The sequence below is a fragment of the Pseudomonas sp. JH-2 genome (assembly GCF_036231725.1).
GTDB classification, from domain to species: domain Bacteria; phylum Pseudomonadota; class Gammaproteobacteria; order Pseudomonadales; family Pseudomonadaceae; genus Pseudomonas; species Pseudomonas delhiensis.
The window spans coordinates 47,359-62,740 of record NZ_JAZAQP010000021.1 but is presented as its reverse complement, the minus strand read 5'-3'; the positions used below and the strand labels follow the sequence as shown (position 1 = coordinate 62,740).

Below are 15,382 nucleotides of genomic sequence, written 5' to 3'. Positions count from 1 at the left end.
CTCATGGTCGGAAGCCCCGCTACGGGCCGGCGAAAAATCCTCTCCCCAGCTGTACCTGTCGCATCTTCGGCACGCCGCCCTAGACTGGCTTCTTCCCATAGGAGAACCCCCATGCCGCTCAGCCTGCCCGCCCTCGAAGCCGCCGCCGCCATCGTCCACCGCAGCCTGCCGCCCACCCCGCAGATCCGCTGGCCCCTGCTGGTGGAAGCCCTGGGCTGCGAAGCCTGGGTGAAGCACGAGAACCATTCGCCGGTGGGCGCCTTCAAACTGCGCGGCGGGCTGGTCTACTTCCACCACCTGGCGGCCCAGGCCCCCTGCCCGGCCGGGGTGATCAGCGCCACCCGCGGCAACCACGGCCAGTCCATCGCCTTCGCCGCGGCGCGCCTGGGCATGCCGGCGACCATAGTCGTGCCCCACGGCAACAGCCGCGAGAAGAACGCCGCCATGCGCGCCCTGGGCGCCAACCTGATCGAGCACGGCGAGGACTTCCAGGCCTCCCGCGAATACGCCGGCGAACTGGCCGAGCGCGACGGCCTGCACCTGATCCCCTCGTTCCACCCCTGGCTGGTGGCCGGGGTGGCCAGCTACAGCCTGGAACTGCTGCGCGCCCTGCCCGGCCTGGACGTGTGCTACGTGCCGGTGGGCATGGGCTCGGGCATCTGCGGGATGATCGCCGCGCGCGACGCCCTGGGCCTGAAGACGCGCATCGTCGGCGTGGTCTCCAGCCATGCGCCGGCCTACGCGCTGTCCTTCGCCGCCGGCGAGCCGGTGTTCCACGCCACCAGCACGCAGTTGGCCGACGGCATGGCCTGCACCACGCCGGAGCCGAATGCGGTGGCGATGATCCGCGGCGGCGCCGACCATTTCGTCCAGGTCAGCGATGCGGAAGTCGGCGCTGCCATGCGCCTGCTGTTCACCGCCACCCACAACGTCGCCGAGGGCGCTGGCGCCGCTGCGCTGGCCGCGGCCCTGCAGGAGCGCGAGACGCTGCGCGGGCTGAAGGTGGGCCTGGTGCTCAGCGGCGGCAACGTCGACCGCGAGGTCTACGCCCGGGAACTGTCCGGCGGCTGAGCCGGCCCCTGCCAGTGCGCCCCCGGCCCTTCCTGCGCCAGCCTGTCGCCGGGGTTGCGCAGCGGGCAGCTCTCCAGCGACAGGCAACCGCAACCAATGCAGCCGTTGAGCTGGTCGCGCAGCAGCACCAGCTTGGCGATGCGTTCGTCCAGGTCGTCGCGCCAGCGCGCCGACAGCCGCGCCCAGTCGGCGGCCATGGGCGCGCGAGCGCTGGGCAGGCTGGCCAGGGCCTCGGCGATCTCGTTCAGCGGAATTCCGACGCGCTGCGCCACCTTGATCACCGCCACCCGGCGCAGCACGTCGCGCGGGTAGCGGCGCTGGTTGCCGGCGTTGCGGGTGCTATGGATCAGCCCCCTGGCCTCGTAGAAATGCAGCGCGGACACGGCCACGCCGGCGCGCCTGGCCAGCTCGCCGACGCTCAGCTCATGGGGTACGTGCGGGTTCGAAGGTTTTCTCGGCATGGCGGGCTTGACCTCAAGTTAAGTTGAGGTTTTACCCTCGCCTGCGTCTGCCTTCAAGCCCAGGAGCCATCCATGATCATTCCCAGCGCCTACTGCAGCACCGACGCCCAACACGCCGAGAGCCCGGCGCATTTCGCCCTGTTGATCGACATCGAGGTGGCGACGGCGCAGCAGGCCGACATCGCCGAGCGCCTGGGCCGCTACCTGGAACAGCTGCGCGAGCTGTTCCACCAGGCCCCGGGCTACCTGGGCGCGGAACTGCGCGCCAGCGACGACGGCCGCCATCTGCTCGGCTGCGTGCACTGGCGCAGCCGCGAGGACTGGGAAGCCGCCTGGGACTGCGGCGCCACCCGCAGCGAACTGTTCAGCGACAGCCTGCTGCGGCTGGGCGCCAGGAGCATCCACTTCGACAGCTTCCTGGTGGCGGAGCAGTTGGCCTGAGGGCGGGCCCTGCCCGCTCCTACAAAGAGCACCCCGGCGCGGACTGCAAGACAGTTGCTCCTACGGTTCCAAAAGGCACGGGCGTAGGAGCGGACTCCGTCCGCGATCCGGCCGCCAGGCCGGTTCTTCCCTACAGGCTCATGTGCAGCAGCGGGAACGGCCGGCCCTGCCCGTCGGTCTCGGAGCGGCCGGTGTCGTGGAAGCCGTAGTGCCGGTAGAACCCCACCGCCTGCGGGTTCTGCTCGTTGACGTCGACAGTCAGCACGCCGCGCGTCTCGCGCAGGAAGTCGAGCAGCGCGGTACCTATGCCCTGCCCGCGGCGCTCGGGGTCGATGAAGAGCATTTCCACATGGTTTTCATCGAGGCCGATGAAGCCCAGGGGCTGGTCGTCGCTGTCCACGGCGACCCACACCTCCACCGCCGGCAGGTAGAGGTCGCGCACCTGGGGCAGCAGTTCGGCGATGTCGGCCTCACCGATGAAGTCGTGGGTGGCGCGCACTGCGCGCAGCCAGATGTCCAGCAGGGTCGGGTTGTCCGCGGCGAAGCGCTGGCGAATGAGCATGATTGCGTCCTGTCTTGTAGGGCGCATAACGCCTGAGGCGTTATCCGCCGTTTGGCCTCGGTTCCCGGCGGCTCCGGGGCCGACCTTGGCGTTGGCTGTAGCCGCGGTGTGTCGGCGGATAACCGCGAACGGTTATGCGCCCTACGATTCATGCCGGGGTTTCAACTCGCGCTGGTGATTGCGCCTGAAAGTCTCCTCTCCCATCGCCGCGATCTGCCCGTCGATCAGCGCCTCGAACGGGCGCAGCAGCGCGTCGAAGGATTGCGGCGCATCCAGGGCGTTCAACACATGCGCCACCGCCTCGATGGTCGACAGCGCGCCTTCGGCCGGCGCCTTGCGCAGGCGGTAGCGCGAGCTCAGGCCCTCGGGCAGGACCAGCCGCGGCAGGGCCGCCAGGTGCGGGTTGAGGTGCAGCAGCTTGCGCGCCTTGCGCCAGGTGCCGTCGGGCACCACCAGCAGGCGCGGCCGGGTGGCCGGGCGGGTGGCCAGTTCGGCGAGGGGGATGGCGCTTTCGCCGGGGAACAGCAGCCAGGCGTCCTCGGCGGAGAGGTCGAGGCCGCTGAAATCCTCGCCCACCCGCAGTTCGGCGTTGGCCAGGCCGAGGGCCGCCAGGCGCGCGGTGTTCAGGGCGTGGCCGACTTCGCTGGGGTGCTGCAGCAGGAGTATGCGGGTGCGGTTGTCCAGATGCGGGATCAGCGCGCACAGGCAATGGCCCTGCGGCCGCAGGCAGCGTTCGCAGCGGGCGCGGCTCATGGTTTGCCCGGCTGCGTGCGCAGCAGGTCGCGGAAGTTCTGGATCAGCGGCTCGCGGGAGCGGCCGCGGCGCAGGATCAGCGAGAACGGCGCCTGGTAGCCGAAGGTGGCCGGCAGCAGCGCGCGCAGCCTGCCCTGCTCCACCCAGGGGTGCGCGTAGTGTTCGGGCAGGTAGCCGATGTAGCCGCCGGAGAGGATCAGGATCAGCTGCGCTTCCATACTTTCCACGGTCGCCGCGCTGTGCTTGAAGCCGTGGCGCGCCAGTTCCGCCTGGCTCCAGTAGCCTCGGCCGACCATGCGCTGCTGGGTGATCAGCTCGGCGGGGATGCGCCGGCCGTCGAACAGCGGGTGGCGGTCGCTGCAGTACAGCCAGTGCTGCTCGCGGTACAGCGGCTGGTAGACCAGGCCGTTCATGCGGCTGAAGAAGGAGCCGATGGCGAGGTCCAGGCGGTTGTCCAGCACCGCCAGTTGCAGTTCGTAGGGGCTCTGCACCTGCAGGTGCAGGTGCACCGCCGGGTGCAGGCCGCTGAAGGAGCCGATGACGTCGGCCAGCGGCAGCGCCGGGTCGCTCACGGTGGAGTCCAGCACGCCGAGGTTGAGGGTGCCGCGCAACTCGCCCTTGAGGGTGGCCGCATAGCGCTCGAAGCCTTCCAGTTCGCCGAGGATGCGCAGGGTTTCCTGGTGGAACAGCTCGCCCTTGCTGGTCAGGCCGAAGCCGCCGCGGCCACGGTGGCAGAGCACGATGCCCAGCTGGTTCTCCAACTGGCTCATGTAGGTGCTGATCGCCGAGGTGGACAGGTTCAGCTCCTGCTGCGCCGAGGCGAAGCCCTGGTTGCGCACCACGCAGGCGAAAATCCGCAGAAGCTTGACGTCGGGCAGGGCGCTGGCGCTCATGAAGGGCTCCGGAATTCGGGGTGAAGAGGCTCCAGTTCAGCCGTCCGTGGACTGGCACCGGGCCAGACCGTTCGTCGTCGCCCGACCTGCAGGTCACATGCGGCGGGCCCGGCGCCGAGGGGGCTGCGACAGGGCAACGCAGTCTAGCCGCGGAAATAAGTTTAGAAAACTCTGAACTGATTATTTGTAGCCAGCGATTTTTCCCACTACCGGGCATGACCAGAATCCGGCCCCAGTATCAACAAGCCTGTTTCCACGAAAACAGCGAATCCCGTGAGGCCTACCCATGGACAAGAAACTCCACCAGCCCCTGGGCGGAAACGAAATGCCGCGCTTCGGTGGCATCGCCACCATGATGCGCCTGCCGCATATCCAGGCTCCGGAAGCGCTCAACGAGCTCGACGCCGCCTTCGTCGGCGTGCCCCTGGACATCGGCACCTCCCTGCGCTCCGGCACCCGTTTCGGGCCCCGCGAGATCCGCGCCGAATCGGTGATGATCCGTCCGTACAACATGGCCACCGGCGCTGCGCCCTTCGACTCGCTGAACATCGCCGACATCGGTGACGTGGCGATCAACACCTTCAACCTGCTGGAGGCCGTGCGCATCATCGAGGAGGCCTACGACAAGATCCTCGACCACGGCATCGTCCCGCTGACCCTTGGCGGCGACCACACCATCACCCTGCCGATCCTGCGCGCCATCCACAAGAAGCATGGCAAGGTCGGCCTGGTCCACATCGACGCCCACGCCGACGTCAACGACCACATGTTCGGCGAGAAGATCGCCCACGGCACCACCTTCCGCCGCGCCGTGGAAGAGGGCCTGCTGGACTGCGACCGCGTGGTGCAGATCGGCCTGCGCGCCCAGGGCTACACCGCCGAGGACTTCAACTGGAGCCGCAAGCAGGGCTTCCGCGTGGTGCAGGCCGAAGAGTGCTGGCACCAGTCGCTGGCCCCGCTGATGGCCGAGGTGCGCGAGAAGGTCGGCGGCGGCCCGGTGTACCTGTCCTTCGACATCGACGGCATCGACCCGGCCTGGGCGCCCGGTACCGGCACCCCGGAAATCGGCGGCCTGACCACCATCCAGGCGATGGAGATCGTGCGTGGCTGCCAGGGCCTGGACATCATCGGCTGCGACCTGGTCGAGGTCTCCCCGCCCTACGACACCACCGGCAACACCTCGTTGCTCGGCGCCAACCTGCTGTACGAAATGCTCTGCATCCTCCCGGGCGTACAGCGCCGCTGAGTGACCACAAATGCACAAAGACGCCTGCGTAGCACAGGTGCTGGAGGCTGCCCGCGCGCTCGTGGCAGCCTTCGCGCGCACCGACACCGAGGCCTACTTCGCGGCCTTCAGCGAAGACGCCAGCTTCATCTTCCACAACTGGCCGCAGCCGCTGCGCACCCGCGCGGCCTACCGCGAGGTGTGGGAGGGCTGGTTGCGTGACGACGGCTTCGAGGTCCTCGACTGCCAGTCCAGCAACACCTTTGTCAGCCTGCAGGGCGAGGACGTGGCGATCTTCAGCCACGACGTCGCCACGCGGCTGCGCATCCAGGGAACGGAGAGCCTGAACCACGAGCGGGAGACCATCGTCTTCCGCCGTGAACAACAACAAGGCCGCTGGCTGGCCGTCCACGAGCACCTGTCGCCGACGCCATGAGGCAGGACTTTCCCGGGAGGAAGTCATGGATAACAAGAACAACGCACACGCAATCACGACCATCGAGACCTTCGGCGTCGAACAGATTCCCGACGCCGAGCGCAACGCCACGCCCACCGACCTGTTCCGCATGATCTTCGGTGGCGCCAACACCTTCGCCACCGCCGTGCTCGGCAGCTTCCCGGTGCTCTTCGGGCTGTCGTTCCAGGCCGGCGCCTGGGCCATCGTCCTGGGCGTGCTGGTCGGCGCGCTGATCCTGGCGCCCATGGGCCTGTTCGGCCCGATCAACGGCACCAACAACGCGGTCTCCTCGGGTGCGCACTTCGGCGTGCACGGGCGGATCGTCGGTTCGTTCCTCTCGCTGCTCACCGCCATCGCCTTCTTCTCGCTGTCCGTATGGAGCTCGGGTGATGCCCTGGTCGGCGGCGCCAAGCGCCTGTTCGGCCTGCCGGAAACCGACCTGACCCTGGGCCTGGCCTACGGCCTGTTCGCGGTGCTGGTGCTGACCGTGTGCATCTATGGCTTCCGCTTCATGCTGCTGGTCAACAAGATCGCCGTGTGGGCCGCCAGCCTGCTGTTCCTGCTGGGCGTGTTCGCCTTCGCCGGCCCCTTCGACGCCGGCTACGCCGGCAGCGTGCAGCTGGGTAGCGAGGGCTTCTGGGCCGCCTTCATCGGCGCCACCCTGCTGGCCATGAGCAACCCGGTGTCCTTCGGCGCCTTCCTCGGCGACTGGGCCCGCTACATCCCGCGCCAGGCCTCCAAGCAGCGCATCATGCTGGCGGTGCTGCTGTCGCAGCTGGCCACGCTGATCCCGTTCTTCTTCGGCCTGGTCACCGCCACCATCGTGGCCGTCAAGGCACCGGACTACATCGCCGCGAACAACTACGTCGGCGGCCTGCTGGCCATCTCGCCGAGCTGGTTCTTCCTGCCGGTGTGCCTGATCGCCACCATCGGCGGCATGTCCACCGGCACCACCTCGCTGTACGGCACCGGCCTGGACATGTCCAGCGTGTTCCCGCGGCTGCTCAACCGCGTGCAGGCCACCCTGTTCATCGGCCTGCTGTCCATCGCCTTCATCTTCATCGGCCGCTTCGCCGCCAACCTGGTGCAGAGCGTGTCCACCTTCGCCGTGCTGATCATCACCTGCACCAGCCCCTGGATGGTGATCATGATCCTCGGCCTGATCACCCGCCGCGGCTTCTACCACGCCGACGACCTGCAGGTGTTCACCCGCGGCCAGCAAGGCGGCGCCTACTGGTTCCACCACGGCTGGAACTGGCGCGGCATGGGCGCCTGGATCCCCAGCGCGATCCTCGGCCTGTGCTTCGTCAACCTGCCGGGCCAGTTCGTCGGCCCGCTGGGCGACCTGGCCGGCGGCATCGACATCAGCCTGCCGGTGACCCTGGGCCTGGCCGCCCTGCTCTACCTGACCCTGCTGCGCACCTTCCCGGAATCCGCCGGGGTGTACGGCCCGCAAGGCCCGCGCTGGGTCGGCAGCCACGACCGCCCGGTGCTCGGCATCAACGAGCCGGCGGCCTGAGCCCGCGCCCCCTGCCTGGGCGCAGCACCAAGCAAGTACCTGTGAGACGCCGACGGGCCGGTTGCCACCGGTCCGCTGGCCTACCGTCCGCCACCCGCGGCCGGCAACAATGACAATTCGAGTGTGAGGAGCCGATCATGGCCTTGGATATAATCGTCGTTCTGATCTATGCCGCCGGCATGCTGGTACTGGGCTGGTACGGCATGCGCCGGGCGAAGACCCACGAGGACTTTCTGGTAGCAGGACGCAACCTCGGCCCGTCGTTCTACATGGGCACCATGGCCGCCACCGTGCTCGGCGGCGCCTCCACCGTCGGCACCGTGCGCCTGGGCTACGTCCACGGCATCTCCGGCTTCTGGCTGTGCGCCGCGCTGGGCGCCGGCATCATCGCGCTGAACCTGTTCCTGGCCAAGCCGCTGCTGAAGCTGCGCATCTTCACCGTCACCCAGGTCCTGGAGCGCCGCTACAACCCCATGGCGCGCCAGGCCAGCGCGGTGATCATGTTCGCCTACGCGCTGATGATCGGCACCGTCTCCACCCTGGCCATCGGCACCGTGATGCAGGTGCTGTTCGGCCTGCCGTTCTGGGTCTCGGTGCTGCTCGGCGGTGGCGTGGTGGTGGTCTACTCGACCATCGGCGGCATGTGGTCGCTGACCCTCACCGACATCGTCCAGTTCATCATCAAGACCGTCGGCCTGATGTTCCTGCTGCTGCCGATCTGCCTGTACCGCGTCGGCGGCTGGGACGAGCTGGTGGCCAAGCTGCCGGCGAGCGCCTTCAGCTTCCACACCATCGGCTACGACACCATCATCACCTACTTCCTGATCTACTTCTTCGGCATCCTCATCGGCCAGGACATCTGGCAGCGCGTGTTCACCGCGCGCAGCGAGGGCGTGGCCAAGTACGCCGGCACCGTAGCCGGCGTGTACTGCGTGATCTACGGCCTGGTCGGCGCGCTGATCGGCATGTGCGCCAAGGTCCTGCTGCCCAACCTGGACAACGTCAACAACGCCTTCGCCGCCATCGTCCAGGCCTCGCTGCCGGATGGCATCCGCGGCCTGGTGATCGCCGCCGCCCTGGCCGCGATGATGTCCACCGCCAGCGCAGGCCTGCTGGCCGCCTCCACCACCCTGACCGAGGACCTGCTGCCGAAACTGCGTGGCGGCAAGACCTCGAGCCTTGGCATCAACCGCCTGTTCACCGCCCTCACCGGCCTGGTGGTACTGGCCATCGCCCTGGTGGTGAACGACGTGATCAGCGCCCTGACCCTGGCCTACAACCTGCTGGTGGGCGGCATGCTGATCCCGCTGATCGGCGCCATCTACTGGAAGCGCGCCACCACCGCCGGCGCCATCAGCAGCATGAGCCTGGGCTTCGTCACCGCCCTGGTGTTCATGCTCAAGGATGGCTTCGACGCCAACACCCCGATCTACTACAGCCTGGCCGTCGGCCTGGTGAGCTTCGTCGTGGTCAGCCTGCTGTCGCGCCGCCCGGCGGCGGCCGCCAGCGTCGCCTGACGCGCACGGTGCGATGAACAAGGGCGCGGCGAGTCGATCTCCGCGCCCTCTTCGTTTTCCCCACTTCCTCACCCACGAACAAAAGGAACTGCCATGACCACCTGCGGCGAATTCCTCGTCAAGCAACTCGAAGCCTGGGGCGTGGATACCGTCTTCGGCATCCCCGGCGTGCACACCGTCGAGCTGTACCGCGGCCTGCCGGGCAGCGCCATCCGCCACGTCACCCCGCGCCACGAGCAGGGCGCCGGCTTCATGGCCGACGGCTACGCGCGCGTCACCGGCAAGCCGGGCGTGTGCTTCATCATCACCGGCCCGGGCATGACCAACATCCTCACCGCCATGGGCCAGGCCTACGCCGACTCCATCCCGATGCTGGTGATTTCCAGCGTCAACGAGCGCTCGCGCCTGGCCCACGGCAACGGCTACCTGCACGAGCTGCCCAACCAGCGCGCCATGACCGCCGGGGTGAGCGCCTTCAGCCACACCCTGATGAGCGTCGAGGAACTGCCGACGGTGCTGGCCCGCGCCTTCGCCGTGTTCGACAGCGAACGCCCGCGCCCGGTGCACATCGAGCTGCCGCTGGACATCATCACCGCCCCGGCCGACCACATGCAGGTGCGCCCGCGCGTGCAACTGGCCCGCCCGGCCCCGGCGCGCTCGCCGCTGCACGAGGCGGCGGCCAAGCTGGCCAAGGCGCAGAAGCCGCTGCTGCTGCTCGGCGGCGGCTGCGTGGAAGCCCAGGCCGAGGCCCGCGCCCTGGCCATTGCCCTGGACGCCCCCACCGCGCTGACCATCAACGCCAAGGGCCTGCTGCAGCCGGAACACCCGCTGCTGATCGGCAGCAACCAGTCGCTGGTCCCGGTGCGTGAACTCGCGCAAGAGGCCGACGTGGTCCTGGCCATCGGCACCGAGCTGGGCGAGACCGACTACGACGTGGTATTCGACGGCAACTTCCGCATCGGCGGCGAGCTGATCCGCATCGACATCGACCCGCAGCAGCTGATGCGCAACTACACGCCGAGCGTGGCCATCCACGCCGACGCCCGCACCGCCATGCGCGCCCTGCTGGAACTGCTGCCGGCCCGCGAGGCCAGCCCGGACAGCCCCGGCGCCCAGCGCGCGGCCAAGGTACGCGCGCAACTGGCCGAGGACTTCGGCGGCTGGGCGCACTACCGCACGCTGTTCGGCAAGATTCTCGAAGTGCTGCCGGACGCCCGCTTCGTCGGCGACTCCACGCAAACCGTGTACAGCGGCAACCACCTGGTGGAACTGGACGGCGGCCGCCGCTGGTTCAACGCCTCCACCGGCTACGGCACCCTCGGCTACGGCCTGCCGGCGGCCATCGGCGCGAAACTGGGCGACCCGAGCCGCCCGGTGATCAGCCTGATGGGCGACGGCGGCCTGCAGTTCACCCTGACCGAACTGGCCAGCGCCGTGGAAGCCAAGGTGGGCATAGTGGTGCTGCTGTGGAACAACCACGGCTACGGCGAGATCAAGCGCTACATGGAACGCCGCGACATCACCCCGCTGGGTGTGGATATCTACACCCCGGACTTCCTCGCCATCGCCCGTGGCTTCGGCTGCGAGGCGGAGCGGGCGCGGGATTACGAGCACCTGCAGGCGTTGCTGCGCAATGCGCCGGGTGATCGGCCGTTGATCGTGGAAGTGATGGAGGCGGCACCGTTCGCGCCCTGACCCGTAGGGCGCATAACGCCTACGGCGTTATCCGCCATGATCGCGGACAGAGTCCGCGACTGGATGCACCGGGCACGCCGGACACCCCGGTAGCACGGCCAGCGGCGGATAACCGCGAACGGTTATTCGCCCTACATCAGCGCCGCAGCTATGCCACCCTGTAGGAGCGGACCTTGTCCGCGAATCGCGCCGTGACACCCGGCTATCGCGGACAAGGTCCGCTCCTACGCCAAGATCAACGCCCCGGAACAGGCCCCGCCCATGAAAATCGTCACCCGCGACCGCTGGTTCGAGGTCCGCCACTGCTACGACGGCGTCAGCCTCATTCACGAGCCCTGGGTGCGCCCCTTCTACCGCTGCAACATGTGGCACATCCAGGGCCGCGAGCGCGACCTGCTGGTGGACAGCGGTTCCGGCCTGGTCAGCCTGCGCGAGCAGTTGCCCTGGCTCACCGAGCGGCCGCTGCTGGCGGTGGCCAGCCACACCCATTTCGACCACATCGCCGGCCACTACGAATTCCCCGAGCGCCTGTGCCACCCGGCCGAGGCCGACATCCTCGCCAGCCCCGACGGCGAGCGCACCCTGGCCACGGCCTTCGTCGGCGACGAGATGTTCGAGGCCCACCCGGACTGCCCGCTGTGCTACGCCGAGTACCGGGTGAAGGCGGCGCCGGCCACGCGCACCATCGACGAGGGCGACGTGCTGGACCTGGGCGACCGCGTGCTGGAAGTGCTGCACACCCCCGGCCATTCGCCGGGCGGCATCAGCCTGTGGGAAGCCGGCACGCAGACGCTGTTCTCCGGCGACATCGTCTACGACGGCCCGCTGATCGAGGATGCCTACCACTCCAACCTGGACGACTACGCCCGCAGCCTGGAGCGCCTGCGCCAGTTGCCGGTGCGCACCGTGCACGGCGGGCATTTCCCGAGCTTTTCCGGGGAACGCCTGCGCGTGATCATCGACGAATGGTTCGCGGCCCACGGCTGAAACGCCGGGTACGGAATGCAATCTGCCCGCACGAGGCGGGCAGAGGCTGTGTCGCAACAGGAGCTTTCAGGAGCACTCAGCGCCGGCGTTGCTCCGTGTAACGCCTTTGCTCGTCGCTGGGAATGGGAATGGGTTGCAGGCGCGGAGGCTCGATGAGGCCGAGCGTTACACCCAGTTTCCATGCCAGGGTTTGCAGCCAGAATTTCATGGGATGCCTCCTTTGCGGTGGAAGAGGTCGGGCGGCCCACTGACCCGGGCCGCCCTCAGAGTAGAGTAGCCCGGCGTCCCACTCTCCGCCCGTGCCACTCACTCCTTGCAACAAAGACTACGCGTCGGCCGGCCTCCGGCCGCTGACCTGGATCAAGATCAGGCACGCTTGCCGCGCAATGTCCGGCGGACCCACGCCTCGCCGCTGACCAGGGAAATCCCCGCCAGCACCAGCACCGCGCCGGCGACGAAGTTCCAGGCCAGCGGCTCGTGCAGCAGCAGCACGCCGAAGGCTATGCCGAACACCGGCGTCATGAAGGAGAACACCGCCAGGTTCGAGGCCAGGTAGCGGCGCAGCAGCCAGAACCAGGTGAAATAGCTGAAGAAGGACACCACCACGCCCTGGAACAGCACGCTGCCCACGCCCACCGCGGTGAAGCGCACGTTGCCGAACTCGCCCAGGGCCAGGGCGAGGAACGGCAGCAGCAGCGCGGCGGCGAACAACTGGTAGAACAGCGTCAGGCTGGCCGGCGCCTCCGACAGGCGGGTGGTACGCACCACCACCGTGGTGGCGCCCCACGCCGCCCCGGCCAGCACGCCGAAGAAGTCGCCCAGCAGCATGCGCGCGTCCATGTGCTGCAGGTCGAAGCCGCCGCCGAAGCACAGGGCGATGCCGCCGAAGCACACCGCGATGCCCAGCCACTGCAGCGGCCGCAGGCGCTCGCTGGGCAGCAGGAAGTGCAGGCCCAGGGCGGAGAAGATCGGCGCCGTGTAGATGAACACCGCCATGTGCGAGGCGCTGGTGTACACCAGCCCCTGGGCGATGAACAGGAACTCCACGGCGAACAGCAGCCCGGCCAGCGCGCCGCCGGCCAGGGTGCCCTGGCCCACGGCCCTCCAGTCGCCGCGCCAGAGCACCAGCGCGCCCACCAGCAGCGCGGCCACCAGGTTGCGGCCGAAGGCCTGCATGATGGGGGCGATGTCGCCGGCGGCGAACTTCACCGCCACCTGCTGCATGCCCCAGATCAGGCACAGCCCCAGCATCACCTGCAGGGCGAAGGCATCGGCGCCCTTGCGCGTCGGCGGCGTCATGCGCACCTCCGCTGTCGGGACGAAGGAAGGGTGCAACGGCGGTCAGGCAGTTTCATGGCAGGCTCGGCAATGGCGAAACGGGTACCGACTCGCAAGGAAAACGGCGGTACTCGAAAGTAGTACCGCCGATTATTCCAGCCAAGCGACGAACGGTACCAGCACAAATCCGACACCGCCGGCCGTCACAGCGTCAACTCACTGCCCGGTCTTGACCTTGCTCCAGGTACGGGTGCGGATGCGCTCCAGCTTGGGCGGCAGCATCTCCACCGAGTACAACCTGGCCTGCACCTCGGCCGGCGGGTAGACGTTGGGGTTGTCGCGCAGGTCGGCGGAGATCAGCTTGTCCGCCGCCTGGTTGGGGTTGGCGTAGGCCACGTAGTCGGAGATCGGCGCCACCACCTCCGGGCGCAGCAGGTAGTTGAGGAAGGCGTGGGCCTGCTCGACGTTCTGCGCGTCCTTCGGAATGGCCAGCACGTCGAACCAGGCCGCGGTGCCCTCCCTGGGAATGCGGTATTCGATGTGGATGCCGTTCTTCGCCTCCCTGGCGCGGTTGGCCGCCTGCATGGCGCCGCCGGACCAGGCCATGGCCACGCAGACGTCGCCGTTGGCCAGGTCAGTGACGAACTTCGAGGAGCTGAAGTAGGTGATGTACGGGCGCAGGCTGCTCAGCAACGCCTCGGCCTTGGCGTAGTCCGCCGGGTCGTGGCTGTTCGGCGACAGCCCCAGGTAGTGCAGGGCCTCGGGGATCACCTCGGTGGGCGAGTCGAGGAAGGCCACGCCGCACTGCTTGAGCTTGGCGAGGTTCTCCGGCTTGAAGATCAGGTCCCAGGAATCCACCGGCGCGTTGTCGCCGAGCACCGCCTTCACCTTGTCGACGTTGTAGGCGATGCCGTTGGTGCCCCACATGTAGGGCATGGCGTACTGGTTGCCCGGGTCCTTGCTCTCCAGCACCTTGAGCAGCGCCGGGTTGAGGTTCTTCCAGTTCGGCAGCTTGCTCTTGTCCAGCGGCTGGAACACGCCGGCCTTGAGGTAGTTGGGCAGGAAGCTGTCGCTGGGCACCACCAGGTCGTAGCCCGAATGCCCGGAGAGCAGCTTGGCCTCCAGCACCTCGTTGCTGTCGTAGACGTCGTACTTGGGCGCGATGCCCGTGTCCTTCTGGAAGCCCTTGAGGGTGTCCGGGCCGATGTAGTCGAACCAGTTGTAGATGCGCACCGCCGGCTCGGCGCTGGCCACGCCGGCGGCAGCCAGCAATGCCACGCCGAGCAGGCCGCGGATGATCTTCTTGTTCTGGCGCATGACTCGCTCCTCGAAATGGCGCGCCCTCAGCGGGCGGCTCCTTCGTAACCCTGCAGGACATTGACCGCGTTCACCCCGATGGCTTCCACCGCGTAGCCGCCTTCCATGATGAACAGCGTCGGCAGGCCCAGGGCGGCGATGCGTTCGCCCATGCGCAGGTAGTCCGGGGAGTCCAGCTTGAACTGGGAGATCGGGTCGTCCTTGTAGGTGTCCACGCCGAGGGATACCACCACCGCGTCCGGCGCGTAGGCGGCGATCTTGCGGCAGGCATCCTCCAGGGCGGCGGACCAGCCGTCCCAGCCGGTGCCGTGGGCCAGCGGGTAGTTGTGGTTGAAGCCCTCGCCCGCCCCTTCGCCGCGCTCGTCGGCATGGCCGAGGAAGTACGGGTACTCCACCAGCGGGTCGCCGTGGATGGAGGCGAAGAGCACGTCGCCGCGATCGTAGAACAGCTCCTGGGTGCCGTTGCCGTGGTGGTAGTCGACGTCGAGGATGGCCACGCGCCTGGCGCCCTGGTCGAGGAAGGCCTGGGCGACGACGGAGGCGTTGTTGATGAAGCAGTAGCCGCCCATGAAATCGCTGCCGGCGTGGTGGCCCGGCGGGCGGCACAGGCCGAAGGCGGTGCGCGCGCCCTGGCGCATGTGGTCCTGGGCGGTCAGCGCGACCTGCGCCGAACTGTAGATGGCCTGCCAGGTGCCGGCGGTGATCGGCGCCTCGGTGTCGAAGCTGTAGTGGCCCAGCTCGCCCATCAGCGCGGTGGGGATGGGCCCGTCGCGGCGCAGGCGGCGGCCCGGGAAGGTGGTGGAGACCAGGTCGCCGGTGTGGCCCTCGGCGGCCCAGCGGGCCCAGGCGCCCTTGAGGAAGGCGACGTACTTCGGATCGTGCACGCGGTGGATCGCATCCAGGCCGAAATCCTTCGGCGCGATGATCTCGCCGAGGTTCTGCGACTGCACCCGGGCCAGCACGGTGTCGGCGCGGCTGGGCATTTCGAAGCAGGGCTGGAGCTTGCCATCGACCAGTTCGGACTGGCCGAAATGCAGGCGATGATCGTCGCTGTAGACGGTCAACATGAATAAAACCTCTCGGCTTTGTTGTTCTTGGTGGGGGGATTCTGCCCATTCGGGCGGCCTCGGCTGAACGGTGGCAGCGGCCAAAAGGGGATAGATATGGCCAACATTTATGGCCCTTTACCACAGCGCCCCTTACCAT

General features: G+C 68.2%; 16 protein-coding genes. 8 read left to right on the top strand and 8 right to left on the bottom strand.

Features of this window, described 5'->3' with window-relative positions:
* Nucleotides 1–111 precede the first annotated feature (111 nt).
* Nucleotides 112–1,071 carry a threonine dehydratase gene (locus VV867_RS16175; RefSeq protein WP_328566976.1) on the top strand — a complete coding sequence of 320 codons (960 nt, stop codon included), beginning with the start codon at nt 112–114 and terminating at the stop codon, nt 1,069–1,071.
* On the opposite strand, the gene soxR is transcribed toward VV867_RS16175, so the two are convergent.
* Entirely contained in the window at nt 1,044–1,532 is a 489-nt protein-coding gene (gene soxR / locus VV867_RS16170; RefSeq protein ID WP_109936114.1) for a redox-sensitive transcriptional activator SoxR, read from the bottom strand. The two genes, VV867_RS16175 and soxR, sit on opposite strands and share 28 nt — an antisense overlap.
* A 72-nt stretch (nt 1,533–1,604) precedes the next feature.
* On the opposite strand from soxR, the gene VV867_RS16165 reads away from it, so the two are divergent.
* Nucleotides 1,605–1,973 (top strand): antibiotic biosynthesis monooxygenase family protein, encoded by a 369-nt coding sequence (locus VV867_RS16165; protein ID WP_109936115.1) that lies wholly within the window; start codon nt 1,605–1,607, stop codon nt 1,971–1,973.
* A 130-nt stretch (nt 1,974–2,103) separates the two neighbouring features.
* Here VV867_RS16165 and VV867_RS16160 read toward each other — a convergent pair whose 3' ends face one another.
* The 3 genes from VV867_RS16160 to VV867_RS16150 form a co-directional block, all read right to left on the bottom strand.
* Nucleotides 2,104–2,535 (bottom strand): acetyltransferase, encoded by a 432-nt coding sequence (locus VV867_RS16160; RefSeq protein ID WP_328566975.1) that lies wholly within the window; start codon nt 2,533–2,535, stop codon nt 2,104–2,106.
* 141 nt (nt 2,536–2,676) lie between these two features.
* Entirely contained in the window at nt 2,677–3,288 is a 612-nt protein-coding gene (locus tag VV867_RS16155; RefSeq protein WP_328566974.1) for a tRNA-uridine aminocarboxypropyltransferase, read from the bottom strand.
* Nucleotides 3,285–4,181, bottom strand: coding sequence for a LysR family transcriptional regulator (locus tag VV867_RS16150; RefSeq protein WP_089393600.1), 897 nt, complete (start codon nt 4,179–4,181; stop codon nt 3,285–3,287). Before VV867_RS16150 ends, VV867_RS16155 begins: the two co-directional genes overlap by 4 nt.
* A 286-nt stretch (nt 4,182–4,467) precedes the next feature.
* Here VV867_RS16150 and speB point away from each other — a divergent pair, with 286 nt between their 5' ends.
* The 6 genes from speB (at nt 4,468) to VV867_RS16120 (ending at nt 11,581) form a co-directional block, all read left to right on the top strand.
* Entirely contained in the window at nt 4,468–5,427 is a 960-nt protein-coding gene (speB, locus tag VV867_RS16145; protein WP_109936118.1) for an agmatinase, read from the top strand.
* 10 nt (nt 5,428–5,437) lie between these two features.
* Nucleotides 5,438–5,842 carry a YybH family protein gene (locus tag VV867_RS16140; protein WP_109936119.1) on the top strand — a complete coding sequence of 135 codons (405 nt, stop codon included), beginning with the start codon at nt 5,438–5,440 and terminating at the stop codon, nt 5,840–5,842.
* A gap of 25 nt (nt 5,843–5,867) precedes the next feature.
* Entirely contained in the window at nt 5,868–7,382 is a 1,515-nt protein-coding gene (locus VV867_RS16135) for a purine-cytosine permease family protein (RefSeq protein ID WP_109936120.1), read from the top strand.
* Nucleotides 7,383–7,519: 137 nt separating this feature from the next.
* Entirely contained in the window at nt 7,520–8,899 is a 1,380-nt protein-coding gene (locus VV867_RS16130; RefSeq protein ID WP_109936121.1) for a sodium:solute symporter, read from the top strand.
* Between the two features lie 93 nt (nt 8,900–8,992).
* Entirely contained in the window at nt 8,993–10,594 is a 1,602-nt protein-coding gene (locus tag VV867_RS16125) for a 5-guanidino-2-oxopentanoate decarboxylase (RefSeq protein WP_328566973.1), read from the top strand.
* A 261-nt stretch (nt 10,595–10,855) separates the two neighbouring features.
* Entirely contained in the window at nt 10,856–11,581 is a 726-nt protein-coding gene (locus tag VV867_RS16120) for an MBL fold metallo-hydrolase (protein WP_328566972.1), read from the top strand.
* A 76-nt stretch (nt 11,582–11,657) separates the two neighbouring features.
* Here VV867_RS16120 and VV867_RS16115 read toward each other — a convergent pair whose 3' ends face one another.
* The 4 genes from VV867_RS16115 to VV867_RS16100 all read right to left on the bottom strand — a co-directional run bounded on the left by VV867_RS16115 (nt 11,658) and on the right by VV867_RS16100 (nt 15,243).
* On the bottom strand, nt 11,658–11,789 hold the full coding sequence (locus VV867_RS16115; protein ID WP_256595960.1) for a PA1414 family protein: 132 nt from the start codon (nt 11,787–11,789) through the stop codon (nt 11,658–11,660).
* Nucleotides 11,790–11,947: 158 nt separating this feature from the next.
* A complete protein-coding gene (locus tag VV867_RS16110) occupies nt 11,948–12,880 on the bottom strand; it encodes a DMT family transporter (RefSeq protein ID WP_328566971.1) in 933 nt (310 codons plus the stop codon).
* A gap of 195 nt (nt 12,881–13,075) precedes the next feature.
* Entirely contained in the window at nt 13,076–14,176 is a 1,101-nt protein-coding gene (locus VV867_RS16105) for an extracellular solute-binding protein (RefSeq protein WP_109936125.1), read from the bottom strand.
* Nucleotides 14,177–14,202: 26 nt separating this feature from the next.
* Nucleotides 14,203–15,243 (bottom strand): histone deacetylase family protein, encoded by a 1,041-nt coding sequence (locus VV867_RS16100; protein ID WP_089393609.1) that lies wholly within the window; start codon nt 15,241–15,243, stop codon nt 14,203–14,205.
* Nucleotides 15,244–15,382 lie beyond the last annotated feature (139 nt).